Origin of the sequence: Sphingobacterium sp. HSC-15S19 (genome assembly GCF_050433745.1) — a bacterium.
Classification (GTDB): Bacteria; Bacteroidota; Bacteroidia; order Sphingobacteriales; family Sphingobacteriaceae; genus Sphingobacterium; species Sphingobacterium siyangense.
Genome location: NZ_JBNPWQ010000002.1, coordinates 89,011 through 115,100, shown reverse-complemented (window position 1 = coordinate 115,100; position 26,090 = coordinate 89,011). Strand labels below are relative to the sequence as shown.

Below are 26,090 nucleotides of genomic sequence, written 5' to 3'. Positions count from 1 at the left end.
ATACTACTTTAGTTGTTATTTACTCTTACGATCTGTGCCATAAGCTCCGCTTCACACACGATTTTCTCTCCTACCATAGCCACACCTTTCATTTTTGCGATACCTCTTCGGATCGGCTCCATCAAGTCACATCTAAAAATAACAGAATCCCCTGGAGTTACCTGCGCTTTAAAACGTGCATTTTCAATTTTAAGGAATAAGGTCAACCAATTCTCTGGATCAGGAACCGTCTTCAGTACTAAAATTCCCCCTGTTTGTGCCATAGCCTCTACTTGCAAAACACCAGGGAATAATGGTGCACCAGGAAAATGTCCCATAAATAAATCTTCGTTCATGGTAACATTCTTCAAACCCACAACATGTGTTTCTGTCAATTCAAGAATTTTATCGACCATAAGCATGGGTTGACGATGAGGTAAAATCTTCATGATTTCAACCGTATCGTATAATGCCGGCATATTGGGATCGTAAACTTTAATTTTTTTACGTGTTTTATCTTTCTTGATCTGCTCCTTTATCTTTTTTGCAAAAGCCACATTCGCTGCATGGCCTGGCCTTGCAGCCATAATATGCCCTTTCAAAGGTCTTCCGACTAGCGCTAAATCTCCAACCATGTCCAACAATTTATGTCGAGCAGGTTCATTTTGGTAACGCAATTGATTATTGTTTAATATTCCTTCCTTAGCAACTGCAACGGTTTCTTTATGAAAAAGATGCGCTAATTTTTGCAATTCCTCAGGAGAAGTCTCCTTGTCCACAATAACGATTGCATTACTTAAATCACCACCTTTAATAAGGCCATGATCAACCAACATTTCCAATTCGTGTAAAAAACAAAACGTACGCGAAGAGGCTATTTCAGATTTAAAATCCTCAATCGATGTTATTGCTGCATGTTGACTTCCCAACACAGGCGAATTAAAATCGATCATACAAGTCAAACGATAACCATCCATTGGCATGCCCAGTATTTCGACTTTGCGATCTGGCTCTGCATAATGAATATTATTCGAAATCTCATAATAATCCCGATCAGCATCTTGTTCTTCAAATCCCGCTTCCTCTAACAACTTCACAAAAATAGCTGAACTACCGTCTAGAATTGGTATTTCAGGACCATCAATATCAATCAGCACATTATCAATTTGTAAACCAATTAACGATGCCATCAAATGTTCAATTGTACTCACACTTGCTCCATTCTGCGTTATTGTCGTCCCCCTGGAGGTATCCGTAACATTATCCGCATCAACCAAAATTTCTGGTTGCCCCTCTAAATCTACACGTCTGAACTTAAACCAGTGATTTTCCGGAGCGGGTTTAATAGTCATCGATACAATTTTTCCTGTATGAAGACCTACCCCCGAAATTTCAACCTCGTTTTTGATGGTTCTCTGTTTTACATTCATTTCTAATAACATATTTTTAAATCAAAACTTCTTTTGACAAAACATTTATCCTTTAAGCTATATCGATGTTCGCCATCGCCTTGCTAGGAATGATTATTTCATCACAATTAAAGAACAGTTTATTTTCAATGAAAAATAATTATTTCAATTTTTTTTCTACTAACTTTTCTAACTCTTGGATTCGTTTTTCCAACTCAGGAAGACGTGCAAAAATTACATTGGAGCGCAACTGCGGCTGGTAAGGCATCACTGGCGTACCGCCCCACTTTTTACCTTCTTCTTTAATCGATCTATTCACTCCTGATTGGGCTTGGATTTGAGATCCCTTTGCAACAACAATATGTCCAACGACACCAACCTGACCTCCTAAAACCACATGTTCTCCAATTTTTGAACTACCAGAAATACCTGTTTGCGCTGCGATTACGGTATTCTTTCCAATATCAACATTATGTGCAATTTGAATCAAATTATCCAACTTAACACCATCGCGCACTATTGTAGCGCCCATTGTTGCCCTATCGATTACAGTATTGGCGCCAATCTCGACATTATCCTCCACTTGCACATAACCAATCTGAGGTACTTTTTTATATGTTCCGTCTTCTTGTGGAGCAAATCCAAATCCATCCGATCCAATCACAACACCAGAATGTACTACCACATTTTTCCCAATCTTACAATCATGATAAATCTTTACGCCTGGGTAGAGTGTTGTATTATCGCCAATCGTAACTTTATCGCCAATATAGACTTGTGGGTAGATTTTCACATTATCTCCAATGGAAGCCCCACGCCCAATATATACGAATGCACCAATATAACCTCCTTGGCCGATCTCCGCTTCAGTATGTATAAAATGAGGCTCCTCACGTCCGCTTTTGTCAAGACGGAACTCATTATACATATTCAGAATAGTAGAGAAAGCAGCATATGCATTCTTTACCCGTATGATCGTTAAAGTCGGCTTAGTTGCTTGGGTCAATTGTAAATCTTCATTCACAATTACAATCGAGGCGTCAGTAGTATAAATAAAATGCTCATATTTTGGATTTGACAAAAAAGAAAGATCGCCTTTTTTACCTTCCTCAATTTTGGCAAGGTTACCTACAGTAACTTCTGGATTTCCTTCAATCCGTCCTTCTAATAATGTCCCTATTTGTTGAGCAGTAAATTGCATGGTACAAATCTATGTTTTTTTATTAAAAAATAACTACTTGATGGAAGTAATTGCAACATATCCCACCTCTTTTGGATAACATAAGGCGTATTTAGCCACATTTTTCGATAGTGCTTCTAAATTCCCTAGATCAGAAGCCTCTGTTATATCCACGAGCTCACCGGATTTCAATAATATTTTTATTTGATCCTTGGAAGAATTATAGGCACGGTTTTGAATTTCCTGCATAAATACATAATAATGAATATCCTCCTGAGCCACACCCAGCTCAGCTTGTACTTTCGATTTCACTAAATCTACATATGCTGGCGAGAATGGTTTATTGCTCATGACAGAGCGATATAGATTACGTTTCATAACGCGCTGGCACATTGTACTTAAAATAGAATCCTCATGATGTTCCCATGTTTTTATCGCAGACATAATATCCGTATCATCTAAACGAGTAAACCAATCCAAATGTAACGGATCATCCAAAAAATTAGTTTTGTTGACCTGCTGGCTTAAAAACCAATGAAACGCCGGAGTAGAAAAGAGCTTATGACCAGTAGCCGTTAAATATTTTGCCCGCTGCAGAATTTTAATCAATAATTGTTCAGCACCGATAACGGTCTTATGTAAATAGACTTGCCAATACATGAGCCGTCGTGCAATCAGGAATTTCTCCACAGAATACAGCCCTTTATATTCCACCACGATTTCATCCGCCACGACATTGAGCATTTTTATGATACGATCAAATGAGATCACGCCTTCCGATACACCGGTAAAAAAACTATCTCTATTGAGGTAATCCATTCGATCAACGTCCAATTGGCTCGACACCAATTGATGGAGAAATCTGCGTTCATATTTATTGTTAAAGATTGTAATTGCCAAGCTTAACCTTCCGTCCAAATCCTGGTTGATACGATCCATCAATAGGGAGGACAATAACTCATGTGAAACTCCTTCAATCAAACTATGCTCCAAGGAATGTGAAAAAGGGCCGTGACCTATATCATGCAGCAATATTGCCGACAGAACAGCCTCCTCTTCATCCCCTGAAATTATAACACCTTTACTCCTCAAAGTTTCCAATGCCATCGACATCAAATGCATCGCTCCTATGGCATGCTGAAAACGAGTATGCAAAGCTCCGGGATAGACGAGATGTGTCATGCTCACCTGCTTAATATAGCGGAGCCTTTGGAAATAAGGATGTTGCACTAGGTCAAAGACCAATCCTGTAGGAATAGCGACAAATCCATATACCGGATCATTAATAATTTTATTTTTGTTCAATGTGGAGACAAATTAATACGATCATCAACACTATAAATATGAAACCGAGCCCTTTAATCGTGAACTCCTGGTTAACACTAGTATAAACTTAAAACAAAGATAGTTAGTTCATCGTTAAGAAATGTTAAAAATAAAATCTGAAGCACGATATTTGCTTATGTTAGCATGAGATCGAAAATCCGATCCTCCCCTCTACTACTAATAGACATATAATAACAAGATGCAAAAAACACATATTCTTTGGGCTGACGATGAAATTGACTTTCTAAAACCACACATTTTATTTTTAGAAAGCAAGGGTTACAAAGTTGACACAGTCAACAATGGAAATGATGCCGTTGAAGCCTTTAAAAATGGTTTTTTCCACCTCGTTTTCTTAGACGAAAATATGCCTGGGCTAACCGGGCTCGAAACACTTGCCATACTCAAATCGATCAACCCTACTGTCCCCGTTGTTCTAGTCACAAAAAATGAAGAAGAACATGTCATGGAAGATGCCATCGGCTCCAAAATAGATGATTATCTTATCAAGCCGGTCAACCCCAAGCAGATCTTGATGACAATAAAAAAATTAACGGAAAACAAACGTCTTGTCAATGAGAAAACATCCATGGCTTATCAACAAGACTTCCGCAATTTGGGGATGATCCTGAATGACAATCTGGATTTCAACCAATGGTCAGAAGTTTACAAAAAACTTGTCTACTGGGAATTGTCCCTCGAAAAGCTTGAAGATAACAATATGCATGAAATTCTGACGATGCAAAAATCCGAAGCAAACATGCAATTCTCCAAATTTATAGAAAACAACTATATCCAGTGGATTAATCGCCCCGAAAACGCGCCCATTCTATCACACCAGCTATTTAAGAAGAAGGTATTTCCGACCATAGAAGATGATATACCGACATTTTTCTTTTTAATAGACAATTTGCGTTTCGATCAATGGAAAATTATCAATGAGGTAATCACCGACTATTTTAGACTTGAGGAGGAGATAAACTATTACAGTATTTTACCAACAGCAACACAATATGCTAGAAATGCCATCTTTAGTGGATTAACTCCACTGGAAATGGAAAAACGCTTCCCTAAATTATGGCAAAACGATGAAGATGAAGGTGGCAAGAATTTATATGAGGATAAATTTTTAGAAGATCAGATCAAGCGACTTTACCGCAAGTCTATAAAACACTCTTACACGAAAATTTTGACCCTGGAACAAGGAAAAGACGTGTTAGACAATCTCGGCAATTTGATGCACAATCAACTGAATGTATTGGTGTATAACTTTGTTGACATGCTTTCGCACGCGCGTACGGACAGCTCTATGATTCGTGAATTAGCAAACGATGAAGCGGCTTATCGCTCCCTCACTTTGTCATGGTTTGAACACTCACCTCTATTGGAGGCTTTAAAATGGCTCTCACAAAAGAAAGTTCGTGTGATTATTACAACCGACCATGGCACGATCCGTGTAAAAAAGCCAAGTAAAATTGTTGGTGATCGAAATACAAATACAAATTTGAGATATAAGCAAGGGAAAAATCTGAACTATATTGACAAAGATGTTTTTGCTATCAAAAATCCCCACGAGGCACAGTTGCCTAAACTTCATGTTAGTTCAACATACGTTTTTGCCAAAGAAGATTCGTATTTTGTTTACCCCAACAACTACAATCAATTTGTCAATTACTTTAATGGAACATTCCAACATGGTGGAATCTCTTTGGAAGAAATGATTATCCCCTTTGCGACATACTTACCGAAATAGTAATTTTGCAACATGGAAATCATTGTAAATACGACAGCAGATCTATCTCAAGCGGCTCAGACACTTTTAAATAGTTTTCCAAAGGACCGGATTTTTCTATTATATGGTTCAATGGGAGCAGGAAAGACAACTTTTGTAAAATACCTGTGTAAACAATTAAATGTACAAGATAGTACATCTAGTCCAACATTCTCCATTGTTAATGAATATGAGTCTCCCGCAGGCCCCATATATCACTTTGATTTTTACCGCATTAAAGATGAGCAGGAGGCATTCGATTTTGGCTATGAGGAATATTTCTATTCAGGTGCATATTGCTTTGTTGAATGGCCGGAGAAAATCCCCAATTTACTTCCTAAAGAAGCAAAAGAGATACATATTAGCATCATAGATGCAACAACACGTAAAATTTCTATTCGTTAACTACCTTTTCTCTACTATGGCTCATTTATCATCTTGTCAATATATTCCATCTGATATCCATGTTCCCGGACTAGCGGCTATACACGCCGAGCACCTTAGCTTTTCCTTTCATGAGAACAATATGCAGTTTGCTGTTGAAAATAGTTCTTTCGATATCGATGAAGGAAAAATAACAGCAATCATTGGTGAATCTGGCAGTGGAAAAAGTACATTACTGCGACTTATCTACGGTCTTTTGGAACCAACTGGGGGCATTGTGCGCTATAAAGGTTGGCAGGTTCCAACGCGCAAGGACAAGTTGATCCCCGGACATGATGCCATGAAATTAGTCTCGCAAGGCTTTGACGATTTGAATACTTATGCCAATGTATGGGATAATGTTGCATCGCAGTTGCCAAACACAGATATCAAACGCAAACAAGACAAAACTGCGGAAATATTACAACGCCTACGGATAGATCACCTCGCTAAAAAAAGAGTAGCAGACATCAGTGGCGGAGAAAAACAACGTGTCGCCATCTGTCGTGCTTTGATCAACGAGCCTGAAGTTTTACTAATGGATGAACCCTTCAATCAGGTTGATGCCTCTTTTAGGGATACCTTGCAACAGGACATAAAAGATATTGTTAAAGAAACTGGGCTGACCGTCATTTTAGTTTCACACGATCCTACGGAAGTACTTGCTTTAGCAGATAACCTCATCGTGATGAAATCTGGTAAAATCCTAGATCAAAACAATCCACATGTATTGTATAGCAATCCATCGCACCCTTATACGGCGCAATTACTGGCAAAAAGCAATATATTACAAGTTGAGCAAGCTCAAAATTTAGGCATAACAAGCGAAAAACCAGTCGCGATACACCAAGAATGGATTTCAATAAGTCCTTCTGAGCAGTCTACTTTTTTTGTAAAAGATGTGCGATTCAGAGGTTTTTATTATGAAATCGTAGTCAGTAATAATGAGATTAACTTACATGCGATTATAACATCGCAAATAATTCCACAAAAACTACAGGCTGTCGATCTAACAATATCTCACTGGATATCTTTTGACCATTAATTGTATATCCTAGTCTTGTGTGTCTAGCCAAGATAAAAATGCGTCAAACCATAACTTGTCTGAGGTTTTGTTAATTAACCCAAAGCCGTGCCCCCCTTGCTCAAAGGTATAAAGCTTGTTGGGCACTTTTGACTTGTCCAAAGCTGCCATCATTCTATAGCTATTTTCTATTGGCACAGCCATATCGTCTTTGGCATGCACAAAGAAAACCGGACAAACCTCAGAAGATACCTGCATATTGGAAGAAAACAGTTTGATTTGGTCTTCCGAAGGGTTTTCTCCAATCAGATTTATACGCGAACCTTTATGTGTTATATCATTTTCCATAGAGATTACCGGATAAATCAATCCTGCAAAATCAGGTCTTAGGGATACATGGGAAGGATTCGCTATATAATCTTTCTTAAACTTCGTAATTAAAGTGGAAGCCAGGTGCCCGCCAGCGGAAAATCCTATAACCCCAACCTTTCGAACTCCGGGGTGCAACGTTCGGATCAATTGCATCGCCCGCTGGGCATCTTGAAGAGGTCCTATTGATTTGTCACGCATGATATTTGGTGAAGGCAATCGGTATTGTAAAACAAATGCCGAATAGCCATTTTTTATCAGCTCTTTTGCAACGGCATGCCCCTCATGATCCATTGCTATATGAGAATACCCTCCTCCCGGAATAACCAGTACGGCAATATTTTTATCTATACTTTTATCTGCCATATATGCAAATAACTTTGGTACATTCTTTTCTAAATTTACCTGCTCTTTATCAGTCGCATTTGGAATGGAATCTGCATAAAGGTTGATTGTTTCCTGCGCCTTAACGAGAGAAATCAACGAACATAAAATCATAAAAATTCTTTTCATTAAAATGATATTTTAAAAGATAGCTCCAGACTACATATACTAGAAAAAACGAATCAAATATGAGCTGGATATCCATGGTTTATAAGGAAGAAACAACTAAAAGATCTAAATCTTTCGCCGTCATATTAAATCTTGAGGCCATGTCAACATTTGTAAGGTTTCCTTGGTACAAATAAATTGAACTCCGAATACCGGGATTCTTCCAAATTGCATTTTTCAGTCCCCCGAGTTCAGCAAAATCAAGCAAAATAGAAGTGAAGATATTGCTCATTGCATAGGTAGCTGTTCGCGCTACCCGAGACGCTATATTGGGAACACAATAGTGAATAACATCAAATTTACGAAAGATAGGTTTATCGTGAGAGGTCACCTCCGATGTTTCAAAATTGCCTCCCTGATCAATGCTTACATCTATAATAACGGAATTGGGTTTCATTTTAGAAACGGTTTCTTCCGAAATCACACAAGCCGAACGTCCATTACGCGCTCGTAAAGCGCCAATAACTACATCCGAACTGATCACGGCCTTGTTTAAAATAATCGGTTGTATAACGGAAGTGAAAACACGGCTACCAAGATTGTTTTGCAGTCGTCTAAGTTTATAAATCGAATTATCAAAAACCTTTACCTGTGCACCTAACGCCAAAGCCGTTCGGGCAGCTTGTTCACCTACCGTACCCGCACCTATAATAACGACTTCTGTGGAAGCTACGCCTGTCACACCACCGAGCATCAGTCCCTTCCCTCCAAATGCATTGCTCAGATACTCTCCCGCAATTAAGGTTGCCGTTGCCCCCACGATTTCGCTCATCGCACGCACCACTGCTAGGCAACCGCCCTCATCTCTTAAATATTCGTAAGAAATTGCAGTGATTTTTTTATGCATTAACGCCTTTAGTACCTCCAGGTTCATGAGTGAAGGTTGTTGAGACGATAACAACAGCTGCCTTTCTTTCATCAATTTCACTTCACTAAGGATAGGGCTACCAACTTTAATGATCAGATCTGCTTGGTACACCTCTTCCCGAGATGAAACGATACGAGCCCCCTGTTCACTATAATGATGATCTAAAAAATTGGCTCCAGCACCCGCTCCAGCCTCAATGATAACTTCGTGTCCATTTTCTACCAATAATGCAACCGCTAATGGCGTCAAGCAGATCCGCTTTTCCTGAAGCGAGATTTCCTTTGGAATGCCTATAAATAAACTCTTTGCATTCTTTTTCTTCTCAAACAGCATCTCTTTTGGAGAAATCATAGCCTGACTCGCAAGCTTTCCTAACTCATTCATCTTGTAAAATTGATAGTTAGCTAAAATTACAATAAAAAATCAATCTTATCAAACGAAGATAAATTTGGTTTGGCACGGCTTTGGAATGAAACAAATTTATCTACATTTGTTTAAATTAATCAGATATAGTACCATGCTCAGTAAAGTCAATATAGTGCCACGATGGATCATTTTTTTATTGGACATCTTTAGTGTTTCCATCGCTTATCTCTTCGCAAATGTTATTTACTATGATTTTAACTTCGATTTTCTGCTCGACATTGATTTTAGCATTCGTTACATTTTATTTATAGCCATATGTTCTTTATCATTCTATCTCTTCAAGATGTATACTGGTATAGTTCGTTACACGAGCGCTATCGATTCAATACGTATATTATCAACAATAACATTTAGTGTTTTCGTTCTCCTGGTTATAAAATTAGTGATCCAGGCAAACGAGATAGAGCGAAACATTCCAACTGCACTCATTATCTTCTTTGCACTCTTCTCCTTTCTTATTTTGACCGTCTATAGAACGATTATCAAAATTTTCTTTCTATACACCAAAAAAGTCAGCGGCTCCAGAAAAAAGACACTGATCTATGGTGCCGGTGATTTGGGGATTGCTGTAAAAAGAACCTTAGACCATGATGTACGATCCAAAAATGCTATTGTTGGATTCTTAGATGATAATGAACAAAAAATCAACAAGGTAATTGATGGGACCAAAATATATTCCTCGCAGAAGTTCAGCCATCTGATCAATACATTGAATGTTGAGGAGGTTATCATCGCTTCGCACAACATTCCTTCGGACCGTAAAAATGAAATTACAGATGTTGCGCTCGAAAAAAATGTCAACATATTAACGCTCCCTCCTGTTAAAAAGATCATGAATGGTGATCTTAATCCCAATCAGATCCAAAAAATAAAAATTGAAGATTTACTAGAACGGGAGCCGATTAAGATTAACGACGATCACATCCTAAGCCAAACGAAAGGTAAAAGAATCTTAGTTACTGGGGCAGCAGGCTCCATAGGTAGTGAGATTGCATCCCAATTGGGAAAATACGAGCCCCAAATGATTATCCTTTGTGACCAGGCGGAGTCTCCGTTACATAATCTCCAACTTGACCTTCAAGATGAATTTCCAAATCAAGTTTATCATACTTATATAGCAGACGTCCGAAGTACAAAAAGGATGCAATTACTTTTTGATACTTTCAAGCCGCATTATGTATATCATGCGGCAGCATACAAACATGTGCCAATGATGGAAAACCATCCTTTGGAAGCAGTACAGACCAATGTCATGGGTACTAAGAATCTAGCTGATTTAGCCGTGGAATTTCAAGTTGAAAAATTTGTTTTTGTCTCTACCGATAAAGCTGTCAACCCCACTAATATCATGGGAGCGACAAAGCGTATCGCAGAAATCTATGTACAATCGTTAAACAATCATTTGGAAAACTCCTTAGGGGCAACTGTGCACACCAAATTTATCACAACCCGCTTTGGCAATGTCTTAGGCTCCAATGGATCAGTTATCCCTCGATTCAGAGACCAGATTCAAAAAGGTGGTCCTGTAACAGTTACTCATCCAGAAATTACGCGGTATTTTATGACCATTCCCGAAGCATGTCGACTAGTCCTTGAAGCTGGAACAATGGGACAAGGTGGCGAAATTTTTGTATTTGATATGGGTAAATCTGTAAAAATAGTTGAGTTAGCTAAAAAAATGATTCGTCTTTCAGGATTTAAACCGAATGAAGATATTGAAATAAAATTCACTGGATTAAGACCTGGTGAAAAACTGTATGAGGAATTGCTGAATGATTTAGAGAATACCTTACCGACTCACCACGAAAAAATCATGATCGCCAAAGTCAGAGAAAATAATTATGATATCGTGTGTATGAAAATTGGCGAATTGCAACAGCGTTTAGCGACACAAAACAAAAACGAAGTTGTCTATCAAATGAAAATTATTGTACCTGAATTCAAAAGTAAAAATTCCATCTACGAACAGCTAGACAAGGAAATTGAACTATCGAATGAGTCGGAAAACCAAAGTTAATTCACTTTAAAATTTGCAAAACACTTGCAAATTTGCTCGAAAAGTGTATTTTTGCAATCCATATTTTACTGATTAGTAATGTCTAAAAACACAAATAATACAAATCAAGGTTTCAAACCTTCAAAAGGATCTTTTTTTCAAGATAACCAAAAAAGTGTAGTGTTCATTTTAGGTGGTATCGTTGTATTGATCTTACTTTATTTTGGATATCAAAAGCTGTATCTAGATCCAAGAGCAGAAGAAGCTTCGAACCGTATGTACAAAGCAGAACAGCTTGCTACAATTGATTCTTTACAAAGTAAAGCAATCATGGGCGATGGTGCGTTTCTTGGATTTAAACAAATTGCGGACGAGTATTCCAATACAAAATCTGCAAATATTGCAAACGCCTATTTAGGAGGTTTATATTTGCGTCAAGGTAAATTCGATGAAGCTGCGAAAGCGCTTGAAAAATATGCTCCAACAGGAAGCCAAATTCTAGACCCACTCGTAATTGGTTTAACAGGTGATGCTTTTTCAGAGTTAAAAGACTACAAAAAAGCCGCTGATTACTACAAGCAAGCTTCTGAAAAATCAAGCAACTCGTATACAACTCCACTCTTTTTGAAAAAACTAGGACTTGTATATGAAGCACAAAATGACTATAAAAGTGCAGAGACTGCTTACAAGAAGATTAAAACAGATTTTCCAGAGAGCCAAGAAGCTTCAACAATTGATGGTTTATTGGGGCGTGTACAAGCACATTTATAAGAGAATAATTATAAAAATATAATAAAAAGAGGCTATTTGATAGCCTCTTTTTTTGTGACCATCTAAAATCACTATCTTTGTTGCTATTATGGCAAGTAGCATTAAAAATTTATCCGACTTTTCGCACATCCAGGTTGCGGATGCAAGTCCATTCAAATTTGCAATCGTTGTTGCACAATGGAATGCAGAAATTACAGGTGCATTATTGAATGGTGCAATAAAGGGCTTGGAAGAGCATGGCGCTAAGGAAAACAATATCCAAGTCATAGAGGTTCCTGGAAGTTTCGAGTTAATTTCAGGAGCAGACCTCGCATTCAGAAATCAGGGTTTTGACGCTGTTATCTGTTTAGGTTGCGTCATTCAGGGTGAGACCAGACACTTCGATTTTATCTGCGATGCAGTTGCAAATGGCATTGCCAATGTAGGGCTCAAATATAATAAACCAGCTGTTTTTGGCGTATTAACAACTGACAACCTTCAGCAAGCATTGGATCGTGCCGGAGGGAAACATGGTAATAAAGGTGAAGAAGCTGCTATTACAGCAATACAAATGGCTCATATTGCCAAAAAATTCTAGTTTGGTATTAATTTTGCCTACCATTCAATGATGAAAAGTATTACTGAGCACGACTTATTACTCAGGTACTTATATTTTAAACAAATCGATTAATAAAATATTCAGTTATCTTATTAATCGATTTTTATTTTTTCACTAGAATAAATTGTTATTGAATTGTCTTGATTGTAGTGTAAATCGGTTATACAACAGTCGGTAGTTTTATAGACAATGACGCAATGATGAAGTTTCATGGGATCAATTTTGATACGAATTACTTGATGATTGTTTCTTTAAAAAATAGGATTATGAAAACATTATCGAATGTACTCTTGGTCGTTATACTGACGTTATTTTGTCAGTTGGATCTAGTGGCACAAGACGATAGTCTAAACAAGCAGATTTGGCAAAGTATCGGTGGCCAGGAAAAATGGGATTCTTTGCAGTTTTTGGCTTTCTCAGCAAAGGGAAATACCATCTCAGACCAGTTGTCAAACGACGAACGAAAGTTCCTGTTCAATAGAACAACTGGAGCATGTCGATTTGATGGTTATAAGGGAACGGATCAGGTGACCTATTTGTTTAATTTTAAAAACCCAGGGTCAGACAAACTCTTTATTGGAGGGAATTTATCTACAGATGGGCCAGAGCTCAAGAAATCAATTAAAAATCAGCTATTTTCGGATCTCAATCTACTACTTTTGCCTACTTTGATCGGACAGAAGAATGTGCAGCTGAAAAGCCAGAAGGAAAGTTTCAGTGCTGGACAGAAATTAGCGATAGCAAATATCAGCTCGTCAGGCCCTATCTTTGGTTCAAAGATTGATGGTTTGCTTTATATTGATCAAAATACCGGTGAGATTGTCCGTTACGAATACGCAGATAAGGGCGAAAAAAACACCTATGAAGTGAGCAAATATAAGGAGATTGGCGACGGGATACGTTTACCCAGTTTCTTCAATTCCACAAGCAATGACCAAAAGAGTTGTATATTCTCCTCTATTTCATCTTTTGTACAGGTAGAACAGAAAAAATTTACAGAACTATAATATGATTAATTGGATAGAATTAAATACAGAAGAACAGCTACAGGAGCTTTATCAATCCGATAAAGTTGCGGCCATCTTTAAACATAGCACGACTTGTGGTATTAGCAATATGGCTAAGCGTAGTCTTGAGCGTATGTCTGCTACTTCAGACCATGATTATGCGATTTATCTTTTAGACCTTTTGCGTTACCGCCCACTATCGAATGAGATTGCCCAGCGTTGGAATGTAGAACATCAATCACCTCAAATACTGATTGTTGAAGGAAAAGACAGTTTATATGACGCTTCACATGGTGATATCCAATTTGATGAGATAGAACAATACCTAACGGCAATTTGACATAATAGGCCATAACTGCTGTTCAATAAAAATAGTTAGCATAAAATATCCCAAGCGATCTTCAACATGTATTGTATTGATCACTTGGGATATTTTATGATGCTGAAAACAGCTGAATTGGCTATTTATAAATTTCTACTGTTATTTTACCGTCTTTAGTCACCGTACCCCGATACATGCCGGCGGTATTAAAAGGCATAGCAACATGTCCATTTTTATCTAATGCTATCATGCCGCCATTACCGCCCATTTCACCAATCCGATCGATTACTTGCCTGCTCGCTTGATCAACACGTTCACCTTTATATTCCATTAAAGCGGACACCGAATACGCGGCCACGGTGCGGATATAATATTCACCCCATCCAGTACAGGAAACAGCACAGGTATTATTGTTCGCATACGTTCCAGCACCAATAATTGGTGAATCTCCGACCCGCCCAAACTTCTTGTTTGTCATCCCTCCTGTAGACGTACCCGCGGCCAAGTTTCCTGCTTTATCCAAGGCAACACATCCTACTGTACCAAATTTAGCGTCTTTATTGATGATGCCTAAACGTGAGCTTTGTTTTTGATCGTGATCTAGTTGTGTTCGTGTACTGTCATCCTTGCTCACTTTCTGCAAAGCCTCCCAACGTGCTTCCGTCCAAAAATAAGAAGGATCTACGATGGTTAATCCCACTTGCTTCGCAAACTCTTCGGCACCTTTACCCACCATCATAACATGCTCAGATTTTTCCATCACCGCCTTGGCTGCCGAGATTGGATTTTTGATCGTCGTCACTCCTGCAACGGCGCCTGCGGCCAAGGATTTACCTTCCATGATGGAGGCATCCAGTTCGTTATGTCCGTCATGTGTAAAAACCGCTCCTTTCCCTGCATTAAACAAGGGTGAGTCTTCCATAACATGGATAGCAGATTCGACGGCTTCCAAACTGGATTTACCTTCTTGCAACTTTTGATAGCCCATACGAAGCGCTTGCTCCAAGACGATCCTATAAGCTTGCTCCATCGAATCTGTCATATTCTTTTTCAAGATCGTCCCCGCTCCACCATGGATCGCCAAAACAAATTCACCCTCCGTCATGGCTACAGGTTTTTTATACGATTTACAGGAAATTGCCAACAGGCTTCCCACAATTATCATGGCGCATATCTTGAGGTTATTCATCTTCCTTCTCCCACCATTCTGAAGATTGTAAATCATCTATCTCACGACGGTCTTTTTTAGTAGGTCGCCCTGTACCGCGGTCGCGTTTCAGGACAGGAGCATGAAATACGGATTTAAACCCTACAGTTTCTTCAACAGGTGTTTGATCCTCGTAGAATTGAACAGCAGTCTTGGCGTCAACACGACGTTCCAAAAGACCTGTCACCATCACCACTTTTTTCTCAATTCCCTTTTGGACATGGTATACATCTCCGATCTTAACTTCATAAGAGGGTTTTATATTTTGGCCTTTTAGTTTCACCCGACCTGCCTTACAGGCCTCTGTTGCCAAAGTTCTTGTCTTAAATAAGCGAATTGACCACAAATATTTATCAATTCTCAATTTTTCTGATGTTCCAGCCATAATACAAAAATAATTATATTTTTAGAACCATTATAACCAAAAGCAATTATGGAAAATTCCTATTAAACTGAGTTCAATTATTAAAACGTCTTTCATCCGTTCGCCGGAAGAGTTTAAGAGCTAATTGCGGACAAGTTGTCATCAAATCCATACCAACTCCTGACTGCAAGCGGGTTGTTAAAACAATGTCTGTAGCGTGAATGCACCTTAAAAAGGTGGACTCAACGTGGACTCACTGTGCACACACTGTGGTTGGAGTCAGAAGTTGATCATAATTTGGTAGGCTGTTGTTATCAGGAAAGTCTATTGCAAGGAACAATGGATAAAGTTGTTTTTAAGTCCAACTTTATCTAAGTTTGTACATCAAAATAAACTAATTCAAATAAGAAAATAAATAATATGGTAGAGCCACTTAAAAAACTGATTGAGGAAGCTTGGGAAGATAGGCAATTATTAGAATATAAAGAATATACAGAAGCCATCCGCGCTGTTATCATGAAATTAGATAGCGGTGAAATCCGCGTCGCTGAAATGATCGGTACAAGATGGCACGTCAATGACTGGATTAAGAAAGCTGTTATTTTATATTTTCCAATCAATGATATGCGCGAAATGACTGCAGGTCCTTTTGTGTTTCATGATAAAATGAAATTAAAGACAGACTACAAGCACACTGGAGTACGTGTTGTACCAGGGGCTTCTGCTCGTTTAGGTGCATATTTGGCTAAAGGAGTGATTATGATGCCTTCTTACGTTAACATCGGTGCTTATGTAGACGAAGGTACCATGGTGGATACTTGGGCAACTGTTGGATCTTGTGCACAAATTGGTAAACATGTACATTTAAGTGGCGGCGTCGGAATTGGTGGCGTATTAGAGCCCGTACAAGCAGCTCCAGTTATTATTGAGGACAATGTTTTTATAGGTTCAAGAGCGATTGTAGTTGAAGGTATTCGTGTAGAAAAAGAGGCTGTATTGGGTGCTAATGTCGTATTGACAGCGTCAACAAAAATCATCGACGTTACGGGACCTCAACCAGTAGAATATAAAGGTTATGTACCTGCCCGCTCTGTTGTTATCCCGGGTTCTTACACCAAAAAATTTGCGGCAGGGGAATATCAAGTTCCTTGCGCTTTGATCATTGGTCAACGTAAAGAGTCTACGGACAAAAAGACTTCATTGAATGATGCACTACGTGATCATAATGTAGCTGTATAAAGTTAAAACTAGTATAAAGATAAGATGAGTGCATTCGTAGATCGTGAGGATTTGAATAAGGCCTTGGAGACGTTAAAAAACGGCGGATTAATTCTATACCCCACCGACACCATTTGGGGGATCGGTTGTGATGCCACCAATCCTGATGCCGTGGAGAAAGTTTTCCAGCTGAAAGGAAGAGATAAATCCAAAAGTCTGATCGTCCTTTTACACAACGACAATCAATTAGCAAGTTATGTAAATGAAATCCCGGATGTGGCTTATCAACTTATTGAATACACTGAAAAACCCTTGACAATTGTCTATTCGAATGCCAAAAATCTTGCGCCCAATGCGATTGCTGAGGACGGTTCAATTGGCATTCGAATTGTCAAGCACCCTTTTTGTGAACAACTTTTACAACGGTTTCGCAAACCGATAATTTCAACTTCAGCAAATATCAGTGGTGAACCAACGGCGAAAGATTTTGCTGAAATATCTGATGCCATCAAAGATGGGGTAGATTATATTGTCGCCTATGACAGAGACGTAACAACAGATGGAAAATCATCTACTGTCATGAAGCTGGATCCAAGTGGTAAATTTGAATTTATTAGAAAATAGCATGAAAAAGATCGTTTTATTTTTTGCATTAGCATTTGCTGTTACCAATTTATCTTTCGCACAGCAAAAAGATATTCCCGCCGCCAAGCCTGGTGTAAAATATGGAAAAGAAATCTCTGCGTCCAATGCGATTTCAGTGGCAAAGCTTGAAAAAGAACTCACGCAAAAGAACGCATTCAACGGAAAGGTGACAGGTAAGGTCGTTGAGGTATGTAAGAAAAAAGGCTGTTTCATGACCCTGCAACGAGAAGGCGAAGAGCCTATTACCGTCCGTTTTAAAGACTACGGATTCTTCATGCCAGCAGACATTGTCGGCAAAACGGTTGTTGTCGAGGGTATCGCAAAGAAAAAGGAAGTTTCTGTAGCATCGTTACAACATGCGGCAAAGGATCTTGGTAAATCACAGTCTGAAATAGACCAGATTACACAAGCTAAAAAAGATATTAGCATTATTGCTGACGGTGTTTTGGTTGTCAAATAAGACGCTCTCACACCAAACCTAGCATTGTTCTGATGAAAAGATTCCACACTTCACCCTGTCACTCCATACTGGTCGATGGTACCTTAATGACCTTCGAAAAGCCCATTATTATGGGGATACTCAATGTGACTCCAGATTCTTTTTATGACGGAGGTGACAATACAACCGTCGAACTTGCGGTAGAGAAAGCAAAGAAGCTATTGCTTGAAGGTGCTCAAATTCTTGATATTGGCGCATATTCCTCACGTCCGGGCGCTCCATTAATTTCATCACAGGAGGAAATGGATCGAGCTCTTCCCGCTATTCGAGCAATTAAAACTGCATTTCCTGACGCTATTTTATCAATAGATACCTTTAGGGCAGACGTTGCTGCTGCTGCCATCAATGCGGGAGTGCACATCATAAATGATGTTTCGGGAGGTACACTCGATGATAACATGTTCGCCACGGTAGCAAAATATCAAGTTCCTTATATTCTCATGCATATGCGCGGTATTCCCGAAAATATGCAGGAAAAAACAGATTATACAGATATTGTAACTGACGTAGCCACCTTTTTAGGTGACCGCATTGCGACGCTAAGAAGTATGGGGGTGAAAGACATTATTCTTGATCCGGGATTTGGTTTTGCAAAGACAGTCGAACAGAACTATGAATTGCTCTATCGTGTCAATGAACTTCACTACTTCGAATTACCAATTTTGGGCGGAATATCCCGTAAATCTATGATTTATAAAAAAATCGGAATCACCGCCCAAGAAGCTTTAAATGGCACCACTGCTTTAAATACCTTACTTCTGGAAAGAGGCGTACAAATTCTCCGCGTACATGATGTAAAAGAAGCGAAACAATTGGTTGATCTCTTCTATTCATAAATCAGCATTATTTACCTACAAATTTGGGATCACTTAATGTCTTAATAAAAGCTATGATAGCTTCCTTTTCTTCTTCTGTCATCGAAATTTTTTTGCCATTTTCTTTAAGAATCGGATCAAGGTTAGCTGCATCCAAAACACCTTTGTCAAAATAATCCAGGACAGATTTTAACGTTGGGAACTGCCCAAAACTTCCATAAGGCGCTGTATATTCCGCATTTCTTAAAGAAGGTACCCGAAAAGCCATATAGTCCATTTCAATACCTGTGATACGTGCTCGCCCGGCCTCGTCTGGATGTTTATTTAAAGGAAACCCTACATTTCTAAAACTCTGATCGGTAAATAATTCTGTTGCATGGCAGCTTTCACATTTCAACTTAAACAGCTGATACCCCCGTTCTTCCTCAATCGTGAATTGCTCCCCTTCACCTCGTTTTACCTTATCATATTTACTGTCGGCCGAAATTAAGGTATACTCATATTGCGCAATACTTTTATAAATTCGTTCAGGTGTAATATTCTCGTCGCCAAAAGCCTTCTTGAACAATACTTTGTAGTCAAAATCCCCATTAATTTTACCGATAACCTCCAGAATAGAAGAGTTCATCTCCTCATGCGTGATAATTGGCACTAAAGGTTGCTTTTCCAGTTCAAGTATATTGCCATCCCAATTATAATATTTCATAAAAGCCAAATTCTGCAAAGGTGGAGTGTTCCGAAATCCGATGCGATCATCTATACCCACTGCCTGCATCTTTCCATCGGAAAAAGCCAATGAGGGATTATGGCAACTGGCACATGATATCGTATTATTTCCACTGAATCTTTTTTCATGAAATAGCTTTTCACCCAATTCAACACCATACTTTGTTGGCTTATTGCTATTAAATGTATTATTCAGACTCGGAAAATCCGCAGGAATACTGAACGTGACTGTTGGGTTGTCTTCCTGCGTAGATTCAACGATATCATCCCTACTACAGGATAAAGCAATCACTATAACTGTCAGGATTAAGATGACTTTTTTCATCCTTTTATTTTTATCAATGGCTGATGAATATTCAGAATGCACATTCGAAAGTCATGGTACAATCAGATGGCGTTCTTTTTTTTATGCACAACGTATTTTCAGCAAATGGCTACAACCTCATTCAAGATCATAGCCATTTACGTAAAATTTAGTTAGAAACACTCTCAACAGTGAACATCCCAGCTGTATCACTGCTACCGTTACCACCGAGATTATCAACAAACTTCACCATTTCCACTGCAGAATGAATACTAGGCACAGCATTGTTGGCACCCAGTGTAATGGTATTCGTTTTTCCGCTTAAGAGCTTATCGAAATCCGCCCTGATATTAATCTGTGGTACACTTTTTCCAACAGTAACTAAGGAAGGTAAATTCAACGTAATATCCCGATAAGCATCGACCCCCTGTTTATAAGTGGATTCATCACCATTTGTTCCGTTGATCGTACTTCCAGTGTGAATAGATAACTCTTTATGATCTGCATCATAAAAGCCTTCCAATTTCGTAAATCGGTAACCTGTCCCCCATTCCCAGTGCATTTTAGTATCGTTGGCCCCAGCTGTTGCATAAAACACTGGGAATCTTAACTGATCCAATGTATTTATTTCCTGTTTTACCCCCAAACCGAATTTGATCTGTTTATACTCGCCAACAGGTATATTACTCAGTACATAATTTAAAGTTGCCGCTTTCGCCTGATCAATTACTGCAGCCCCTTTATCCAGGTCATTTACATTATAAGGGATCTCCGATCCATCGGCTTTAATAAGTCTGATATTGCTAATTACATACTTCAGCTCAGAAAACTGATGCAGTTGCCCACTGGCTGATGTATTTGTTGAGGCAGCTGGTGAATCTGCACTACCCAGCACAATTGTTGTATTTTTAAATGTATTGTTGAAATGTAAGTTAACACTGTTGGCGACATCTTCACTTTTGCTACAAGAAACCATAACCAAAGAAATCATCAGGAGCTTAATTGCATTGTTTATCATTTTATTCTAAGTTTTAAGGTATTTAAAAATTGATTTTTAAGGATGTAAAAATATTCCTACCCATGCGTGGTATATTTCCCCAATCTGCATAGGTACTATAGTATTCATTGAAGAGGTTCTCCGCACCGACCTGAAACATTGCATTCAATTTTCCAATAGTGAAGGTATAGTCTGCCGAAACATTCCATATCTTATAGGATGCAGTTTGGTCCTCTCCGTATTCAGGGCTAAAATTGACCTGGCTAAAGTCCCCGTTCATTGAAGTTTGCACACCGATCATTTTGTATCGGTAATGCAGTGATGTTTGATAACTTAAGGGACGTATAAAAGGCAGGTTTCCGCCCATATTGTCTTGCCCTCTGGCATAGGTAAGTACGACTTTCCAATCTAGACCTGGCAAAACTTGATATTGCGCATTGAGTGCAAGATTAAACAGAGTCGCATGATCTAAAGAGGTATAGCCTTTCACGCCTACCGATTGATAGTTCATCGGGCTACCCAAACTCAAAATCCGGCCAATAATGTAGTCTTGGATAAAGAAATAATTGGCCTTGGCCCCAATGCTTAACTTTTCGGTCTTAAATCCGGCACTGGCATTGGCTTCATAAGAGACTTCATTTTTTAAATCCGGATTTCCGATATAGTCATAACGATCGAAACTGTTGTAAATGTAATAACCATACGCTTCCGAAACAGAAGGAGCACGATGCCCAAACCCTGTTCCTAAGGAAAAGTCAAACTGACCAATATTTAACTGATAGCTAGCATGTAGGCTCGGAAGAATTCTATTTTTCTTCTGAGGAGAACCAGGATGGAAGATCCAATTGAATTCAACGTATTTCGAATAGTTATAGTTCAAACCCAATGAACCTCCAAAGACAAGTCTACTGATATCAGAAAGATCTAACGAGTTATTAATGGCTACACTCGCAAAACGGGTGGTCACCCATGGCCAGCTATAGGCAAACATGGTCTGTTTGGATCGATCCTGCGGATACATGCGCATCTCAGCTATCGATAGATTATCGTAAGCATTTACCTGTATTTCCGAAGAATAGCGGTCTTTCTGCAGATTAATTTTAGATAAAAGACCATAGGTCGTACTCCAGCCTGGCATATCCATATGGACCAAATTTTCCGGACGGGTCGTATCATCCATATAGTGCTCAACTGCATTAAAATAAACTTTGGTGTCCCATACCTTTACCAAACCCTCTTCAAACAACTGTTTGTATGCAGCGGAAGTGATAATCGCTCTGGATAAGGATAAGTCCATTGGCAAAGCAGGAAATCCCACATCTTTTGCGCGATCAAAAATAGCATCAACCCGAACAGCAGAAAGCGGACTTGTTTTATAGGCCAAGCCCAACGACGCATTGAATTTATTATATTGCGAATGCCGTACTTCATCGTCATTTCCATCGTAATAATTTCCAGCCTTCCGGAAGGCAATACTTCCATCTGCCACGAATTTGTCACTTGAGTAATATAAATTCCCAAGATTGAAAGTCTGCTTATTATTGAATTCAAAACCTGTCTGATAGGCTCCGCCAATTTTTTTCTGCAGGCCAAACGACGTATTCCTTCTTTTTAGATCTATACTGCCAGCGACCGTAGCACCATGCAGATTACCTTCCTGCCCCGATTTAATATCTATCGCAGCAAGGTTATTACTTTCAACATACGAGGTTATCGGGTCCATTTTATCCGTACATGCTCCAAAAACATGCATCCCATCGATCGTAATTGTCGAACGCTCGCTACTCATATTATTGAGCAGGGGTTCCCAAGCATAGGCACCACGTTTTATGAAGCTGATATTACTTGCAGAAGCCAAATATTCATCTACGGAGACTGTCATCTTCAGATCGTTTTCAATCCTCTTTTTGGCAGCTGCATTGACTGTAACCTCGGCTAGACGTCTCGTTGTATCGCGGGTAACAGGATTGTTTTGTCCGTGTACGTTCCATCCCAAAGACAACATAAAGAGAATAATACTTATCTTCCTCATAGCCGCTAGAATAGAATATCAATGTATAACTCACTTTTACGACCTTCTACTCCAGGTGTAAAGTCCTTGGGTACCTCAGTTCCTGCTATTACCCTTCCATTTTGGTTGACCAAAATAAAATTCAATGTCCAGTTACCTGTCATTGTGTAATTCACAACACCATGGTACAACCCGTCGGCCTGTTGTACCAAGTCCTTATTATTGGGCGACGAATGGTTGCCCATCGAAGGTTCTGGCATACGCGGATCCAATTGTAAGGTATATCCATTCACTGTCGTATAAGACAATTGTGCAGCGTCTAACTTATAAATCCCGGCGACCAGTTTATTTTCAGAAACAGTTGGTTTCCAAGGAGCAATCAAGGCGATTAAATACTGTTCGCCATCTTTCCCAGTGAAAGTGGTTAGGTTACGATTTTTATTTACCTGCGGCTTCACAGTTACATGCTGTGTAGCGGTGAAGGTCTGACCACCAATTGTAAAATCGATTTCCAAACTCCAGTTTGCTGCTGCAGAGCTTTCATCTGTAAACACACTGTAACCCGAAAAGTAGCGACCATCCAACGTGTAGGCCATTTCGGACTGGTGCGGACAAACAATTTTCATTCCTTGCACATTGGTTTGGACTGGCAGCAATTTGACTGAGGAAACGGCTACAGGTTCATTATTTTGCTGCTTATTGATTATCACGCGGATATCATTATAACCGCGATACAATACCCCGCCTAGAGCCTCAACACGAATACTATACCCTGACGAAACAAGGCTTGTAACCTCTTCAAACGCTGTATTCTCTGCCACAGTATTTCCCCGCTCTGCCTCATAGTCTGTTTTCTCCTTTGTACAAGCGATTAGGAGAAAGGATATAATCGCGATATAAAAAACCATTTTTTTTATAAATAAATCTCTCATCTATAATTTTTCATTTGTTAGGAAGCTATCCGATTTATTGCGTGAGCTCCGGAACTCACGCAATAAATCAAAATGATATCCTATTGTGACGAACGGATATATTTCATCGTAATAGATGCGCTCCATTCAACTTCTAGCGAAATGAAACCATCATACTGATATTAAACAGATTATTAGCTATTATCAATATTCAAATGATTCGGATCCACACCGCGATGTAGCCCAAATAATTAGGAAGGTTTCATTGAAATAAATAGTTATTGAATAAATAGCTTAACCGAAAGATCGATTTTATGGACAAAGCATCACTAAAAGCAGTTTCACAGCGAAATTATAACGCGAAGGAAATCTTAGCATACCTTGTAATCCATCGTCAGTGATCGACTACTTAATCAAATAAATTATTAACTGGATTTAAACCAAAGGGGGGTGAAATATTGTAAAAATGGGATTATAGGAATAATCTTCTTTATATACTGGAAGCAGGCGCTCCACAGTGTCTTCATAAAGAGCCGTGTTTTTAAAAGTAAAATCTTGCGTATTATTTATAAAAACGACATCAATAATACGTAATTCAAGATTTTTTTGTTCCTTTTCCTCATGCTCGCGCATTTTCTTCATCAAAATACACTGGCCTCGACAGGCAAGCGCATTATCGTTAAAGCGATTGATACATTCGTAACGTGCGATATAATCTCGATTCAACTCGAAAACTGTCCATAGCCATACCGTTGAGAAGCTCTGCAGGAGCATCAAGGGTAATAGAATCCATATAAACAGTCTAATTTTCATTCGAATATTTTATTCTCAATAGCAGCTTACATCGTTAAGATTGTTTCTTTATCTTGTAAACTTACCAAATCGAGCTCATGATGATTCATCTTGAGTTTGGGCAAATATAACAAATGAATTTTGGAATAAACAAATGCTATTTAAAAGAAAAAGTCCTAGGCAGACTACTACCTAGGACTTATAAAACTCAATTTCAATTATTTTGATTCAACCGTCAAAACCGCTTTCTTATTGCCGGCAGTTAAATCCAATGTAAAAACATAGGTTTTACCTGCCTCTAAAACTTTACCCGTTTTGATACCCAGATTGCCTGAATCACGACCATTCTTGCCATCCCCCACAAAGACGATATCATTTGAGGTTGTCACATCTGTACCCCCAAATTCACCTCCCCATCCTTTTTGATGAAAAAATTTGAAGTTGATGTTATCAGAATTTATAGACTCTCCTGCCTTAACAGTTATCTGGTATTTCTTGTTACCTAGTGGAACCAGACAAAGCGCTTTATCCGTGTTCCAGCCCACTTGGTTACTGGATACTTTAGGCTTTCCGATTCCCTCACCAATAATCCACACAGCACCAGATCCATCATCTTGTAGTTTTGCCAAATCATTGCCTGTCATCGCCTCAACCACAAAGTATTTTAAGTTAAAGTCTGCGGTAACACGGTATTTTCCAGTTGATCCTTTAAACGATAGGCTTCCATCGGCCGCTTTGGTAAAGAAATCTGGATCGATCCACCAATCTTGCAGATCCGCAATCCCTTCAAAAGTCGTCGTTTTCCCTTGAGCCAGCTCGAGTTCAACTTTAGCATGTTTATCATCCAGTCGACTGAACTGCGATCCATTTAGCAGTACAACAATAAATGGAGATGCCTGAAATGTCAATGTATTAAATTGAATTGGATATACACCAGAGGTTGAATTTGAAAAAGGAATTTCAGCGGTAGACCCCAAGTTAATAACATTATTGACCCAACCAAAATTCATCGCATTGCCCTGTGTACCTACTTTTGGCGCTTGAATATAGCCTTTTACCTCAGCTGCAAAATTTTCTTTTGCCGCATATTGATTACGTCCTACCTTTTCCATGCGATAGGATTTGGATTCTGTGACTAAAGTTAAATATGGAAAGTCGGGTCTGCTCAGATTAATATCAAAAGATTGTTCCGTTATTTTTTGGCTAATATTCTGTAAGACAAACTTAAGGGTTGCTTTTCCATCGGGAATATCTTTCAAGAACGGAACATAAATTTTTCCAGCATAGTCTCCATTTTGTTTGGTACGGATGACGGTTTCTGTTACCTTGTCGTCTGTAAAATACAATTGTGCTTTAACAGTAGACAGCGCAACTTCACTATCCGACACATGGACCTGAAACTCGAGACTATCCCCAAAATTTGCAGCCGAGATAGGCGATTTCAATTCGATTTTAGGATCCCCTATTTGATAGGTATATTTTTCATCCTTTTTACAGGAACTAACTGCAGTAATAGCAGCAGTTCCCAATAGTATATTGATGAGATATCTTTTCATTTGTTCATAATTTATGCGCTATCA

The 26,090-nt window shown here is 38.9% G+C and carries 25 protein-coding genes; 12 read left to right on the top strand and 13 right to left on the bottom strand.

The window, feature by feature from the left end; translation table 11 throughout:
- Positions 1-8: 8 nt before the first annotated feature.
- The 3 genes from L1283_RS02340 to L1283_RS02330 all read right to left on the bottom strand — a co-directional run bounded on the left by L1283_RS02340 (position 9) and on the right by L1283_RS02330 (position 3,873).
- A complete protein-coding gene (locus L1283_RS02340) occupies positions 9-1,409 on the bottom strand; it encodes a bifunctional UDP-3-O-[3-hydroxymyristoyl] N-acetylglucosamine deacetylase/3-hydroxyacyl-ACP dehydratase (RefSeq protein ID WP_172840641.1) in 1,401 nt (466 codons plus the stop codon).
- A 139-nt stretch (positions 1,410-1,548) separates the two neighbouring features.
- Positions 1,549-2,589 carry a UDP-3-O-(3-hydroxymyristoyl)glucosamine N-acyltransferase gene (gene lpxD / locus L1283_RS02335; protein WP_046674769.1) on the bottom strand — a complete coding sequence of 347 codons (1,041 nt, stop codon included), beginning with the start codon at positions 2,587-2,589 and terminating at the stop codon, positions 1,549-1,551.
- A gap of 33 nt (positions 2,590-2,622) precedes the next feature.
- Positions 2,623-3,873 (bottom strand): HD domain-containing protein, encoded by a 1,251-nt coding sequence (locus tag L1283_RS02330; RefSeq protein ID WP_429625728.1) that lies wholly within the window; start codon positions 3,871-3,873, stop codon positions 2,623-2,625.
- 220 nt (positions 3,874-4,093) lie between these two features.
- Here L1283_RS02330 and L1283_RS02325 point away from each other — a divergent pair, with 220 nt between their 5' ends.
- Genes L1283_RS02325 through L1283_RS02315 form a run of 3 tightly spaced genes read left to right on the top strand, consistent with a single transcriptional unit; the run spans position 4,094 to position 7,133 of the window.
- Positions 4,094-5,647, top strand: coding sequence for a bifunctional response regulator/alkaline phosphatase family protein (locus L1283_RS02325; RefSeq protein WP_075990785.1), 1,554 nt, complete (start codon positions 4,094-4,096; stop codon positions 5,645-5,647).
- Positions 5,648-5,659: 12 nt separating this feature from the next.
- Entirely contained in the window at positions 5,660-6,070 is a 411-nt protein-coding gene (gene tsaE, locus L1283_RS02320; protein ID WP_145327255.1) for a tRNA (adenosine(37)-N6)-threonylcarbamoyltransferase complex ATPase subunit type 1 TsaE, read from the top strand.
- Between the two features lie 16 nt (positions 6,071-6,086).
- Complete coding sequence (locus L1283_RS02315; RefSeq protein WP_286732254.1) at positions 6,087-7,133, top strand: ABC transporter ATP-binding protein; 1,047 nt, start codon at positions 6,087-6,089, stop codon at positions 7,131-7,133.
- A 9-nt stretch (positions 7,134-7,142) separates the two neighbouring features.
- On the opposite strand, the gene L1283_RS02310 is transcribed toward L1283_RS02315, so the two are convergent.
- Both L1283_RS02310 and L1283_RS02305 read right to left on the bottom strand, forming a co-directional pair.
- Complete coding sequence (locus L1283_RS02310; RefSeq protein WP_333886347.1) at positions 7,143-7,994, bottom strand: alpha/beta hydrolase; 852 nt, start codon at positions 7,992-7,994, stop codon at positions 7,143-7,145.
- 79 nt (positions 7,995-8,073) lie between these two features.
- Complete coding sequence (locus tag L1283_RS02305) at positions 8,074-9,285, bottom strand: alanine dehydrogenase (protein WP_286732249.1); 1,212 nt, start codon at positions 9,283-9,285, stop codon at positions 8,074-8,076.
- Positions 9,286-9,370: 85 nt separating this feature from the next.
- On the opposite strand from L1283_RS02305, the gene L1283_RS02300 reads away from it, so the two are divergent.
- The 5 genes from L1283_RS02300 (at position 9,371) to ytxJ (ending at position 14,039) form a co-directional block, all read left to right on the top strand.
- The gene (locus L1283_RS02300; RefSeq protein ID WP_429625727.1) at positions 9,371-11,344 is read left to right on the top strand and encodes a polysaccharide biosynthesis protein; all 1,974 of its coding nucleotides are present in this window, start codon (positions 9,371-9,373) and stop codon (positions 11,342-11,344) included.
- A gap of 78 nt (positions 11,345-11,422) precedes the next feature.
- Positions 11,423-12,094: a tetratricopeptide repeat protein gene (locus L1283_RS02295; RefSeq protein WP_088159993.1), complete on the top strand. Its 672-nt coding sequence runs from the start codon at positions 11,423-11,425 to the stop codon at positions 12,092-12,094.
- 88 nt (positions 12,095-12,182) lie between these two features.
- Positions 12,183-12,671 (top strand): 6,7-dimethyl-8-ribityllumazine synthase, encoded by a 489-nt coding sequence (gene ribH, locus L1283_RS02290; protein ID WP_075990779.1) that lies wholly within the window; start codon positions 12,183-12,185, stop codon positions 12,669-12,671.
- A 287-nt stretch (positions 12,672-12,958) separates the two neighbouring features.
- A complete protein-coding gene (locus L1283_RS02285) occupies positions 12,959-13,699 on the top strand; it encodes a hypothetical protein (RefSeq protein WP_157698354.1) in 741 nt (246 codons plus the stop codon).
- Between the two features lies 1 nt (position 13,700).
- Positions 13,701-14,039 carry a bacillithiol system redox-active protein YtxJ gene (gene ytxJ, locus L1283_RS02280; RefSeq protein ID WP_198386024.1) on the top strand — a complete coding sequence of 113 codons (339 nt, stop codon included), beginning with the start codon at positions 13,701-13,703 and terminating at the stop codon, positions 14,037-14,039.
- Between the two features lie 121 nt (positions 14,040-14,160).
- On the opposite strand, the gene L1283_RS02275 is transcribed toward ytxJ, so the two are convergent.
- Together L1283_RS02275 and L1283_RS02270 are read right to left on the bottom strand one after the other, a co-directional pair.
- Positions 14,161-15,246 (bottom strand): isoaspartyl peptidase/L-asparaginase family protein, encoded by a 1,086-nt coding sequence (locus tag L1283_RS02275; protein WP_424544922.1) that lies wholly within the window; start codon positions 15,244-15,246, stop codon positions 14,161-14,163.
- Positions 15,203-15,613, bottom strand: coding sequence for an RNA-binding S4 domain-containing protein (locus L1283_RS02270; RefSeq protein ID WP_088159990.1), 411 nt, complete (start codon positions 15,611-15,613; stop codon positions 15,203-15,205). Before L1283_RS02270 ends, L1283_RS02275 begins: the two co-directional genes overlap by 44 nt.
- A gap of 399 nt (positions 15,614-16,012) precedes the next feature.
- Here L1283_RS02270 and L1283_RS02265 point away from each other — a divergent pair, with 399 nt between their 5' ends.
- The 4 genes from L1283_RS02265 to folP are packed head-to-tail and all read left to right on the top strand — an operon-like array spanning position 16,013 to position 18,790.
- Positions 16,013-16,831 (top strand): 2,3,4,5-tetrahydropyridine-2,6-dicarboxylate N-succinyltransferase, encoded by an 819-nt coding sequence (locus tag L1283_RS02265; protein WP_075990775.1) that lies wholly within the window; start codon positions 16,013-16,015, stop codon positions 16,829-16,831.
- 24 nt (positions 16,832-16,855) lie between these two features.
- Positions 16,856-17,434, top strand: a complete 579-nt coding sequence (locus tag L1283_RS02260; protein ID WP_336835435.1) for an L-threonylcarbamoyladenylate synthase — start codon at positions 16,856-16,858, stop codon at positions 17,432-17,434.
- 1 nt (position 17,435) lies between these two features.
- Entirely contained in the window at positions 17,436-17,915 is a 480-nt protein-coding gene (locus L1283_RS02255; RefSeq protein ID WP_088159988.1) for a DUF4920 domain-containing protein, read from the top strand.
- A 32-nt stretch (positions 17,916-17,947) separates the two neighbouring features.
- Positions 17,948-18,790 (top strand): dihydropteroate synthase, encoded by an 843-nt coding sequence (gene folP / locus L1283_RS02250; RefSeq protein ID WP_429625726.1) that lies wholly within the window; start codon positions 17,948-17,950, stop codon positions 18,788-18,790.
- A 7-nt stretch (positions 18,791-18,797) separates the two neighbouring features.
- On the opposite strand, the gene L1283_RS02245 is transcribed toward folP, so the two are convergent.
- From L1283_RS02245 to L1283_RS02220, 6 genes are all read right to left on the bottom strand, one after another.
- Complete coding sequence (locus L1283_RS02245; RefSeq protein WP_429625725.1) at positions 18,798-19,820, bottom strand: cytochrome-c peroxidase; 1,023 nt, start codon at positions 19,818-19,820, stop codon at positions 18,798-18,800.
- A 148-nt stretch (positions 19,821-19,968) separates the two neighbouring features.
- Positions 19,969-20,817: an MbnP family protein gene (locus L1283_RS02240; RefSeq protein WP_429625724.1), complete on the bottom strand. Its 849-nt coding sequence runs from the start codon at positions 20,815-20,817 to the stop codon at positions 19,969-19,971.
- A 22-nt stretch (positions 20,818-20,839) separates the two neighbouring features.
- Positions 20,840-22,828: a TonB-dependent receptor plug domain-containing protein gene (locus L1283_RS02235; RefSeq protein ID WP_429625723.1), complete on the bottom strand. Its 1,989-nt coding sequence runs from the start codon at positions 22,826-22,828 to the stop codon at positions 20,840-20,842.
- 5 nt (positions 22,829-22,833) lie between these two features.
- Entirely contained in the window at positions 22,834-23,715 is an 882-nt protein-coding gene (locus L1283_RS02230) for a hypothetical protein (protein ID WP_429625722.1), read from the bottom strand.
- Between the two features lie 438 nt (positions 23,716-24,153).
- Positions 24,154-24,531 carry a hypothetical protein gene (locus L1283_RS02225; protein WP_075990767.1) on the bottom strand — a complete coding sequence of 126 codons (378 nt, stop codon included), beginning with the start codon at positions 24,529-24,531 and terminating at the stop codon, positions 24,154-24,156.
- 197 nt (positions 24,532-24,728) lie between these two features.
- Complete coding sequence (locus tag L1283_RS02220; RefSeq protein WP_075990766.1) at positions 24,729-26,066, bottom strand: DUF5125 domain-containing protein; 1,338 nt, start codon at positions 26,064-26,066, stop codon at positions 24,729-24,731.
- Positions 26,067-26,090: the final 24 nt, after the last annotated feature.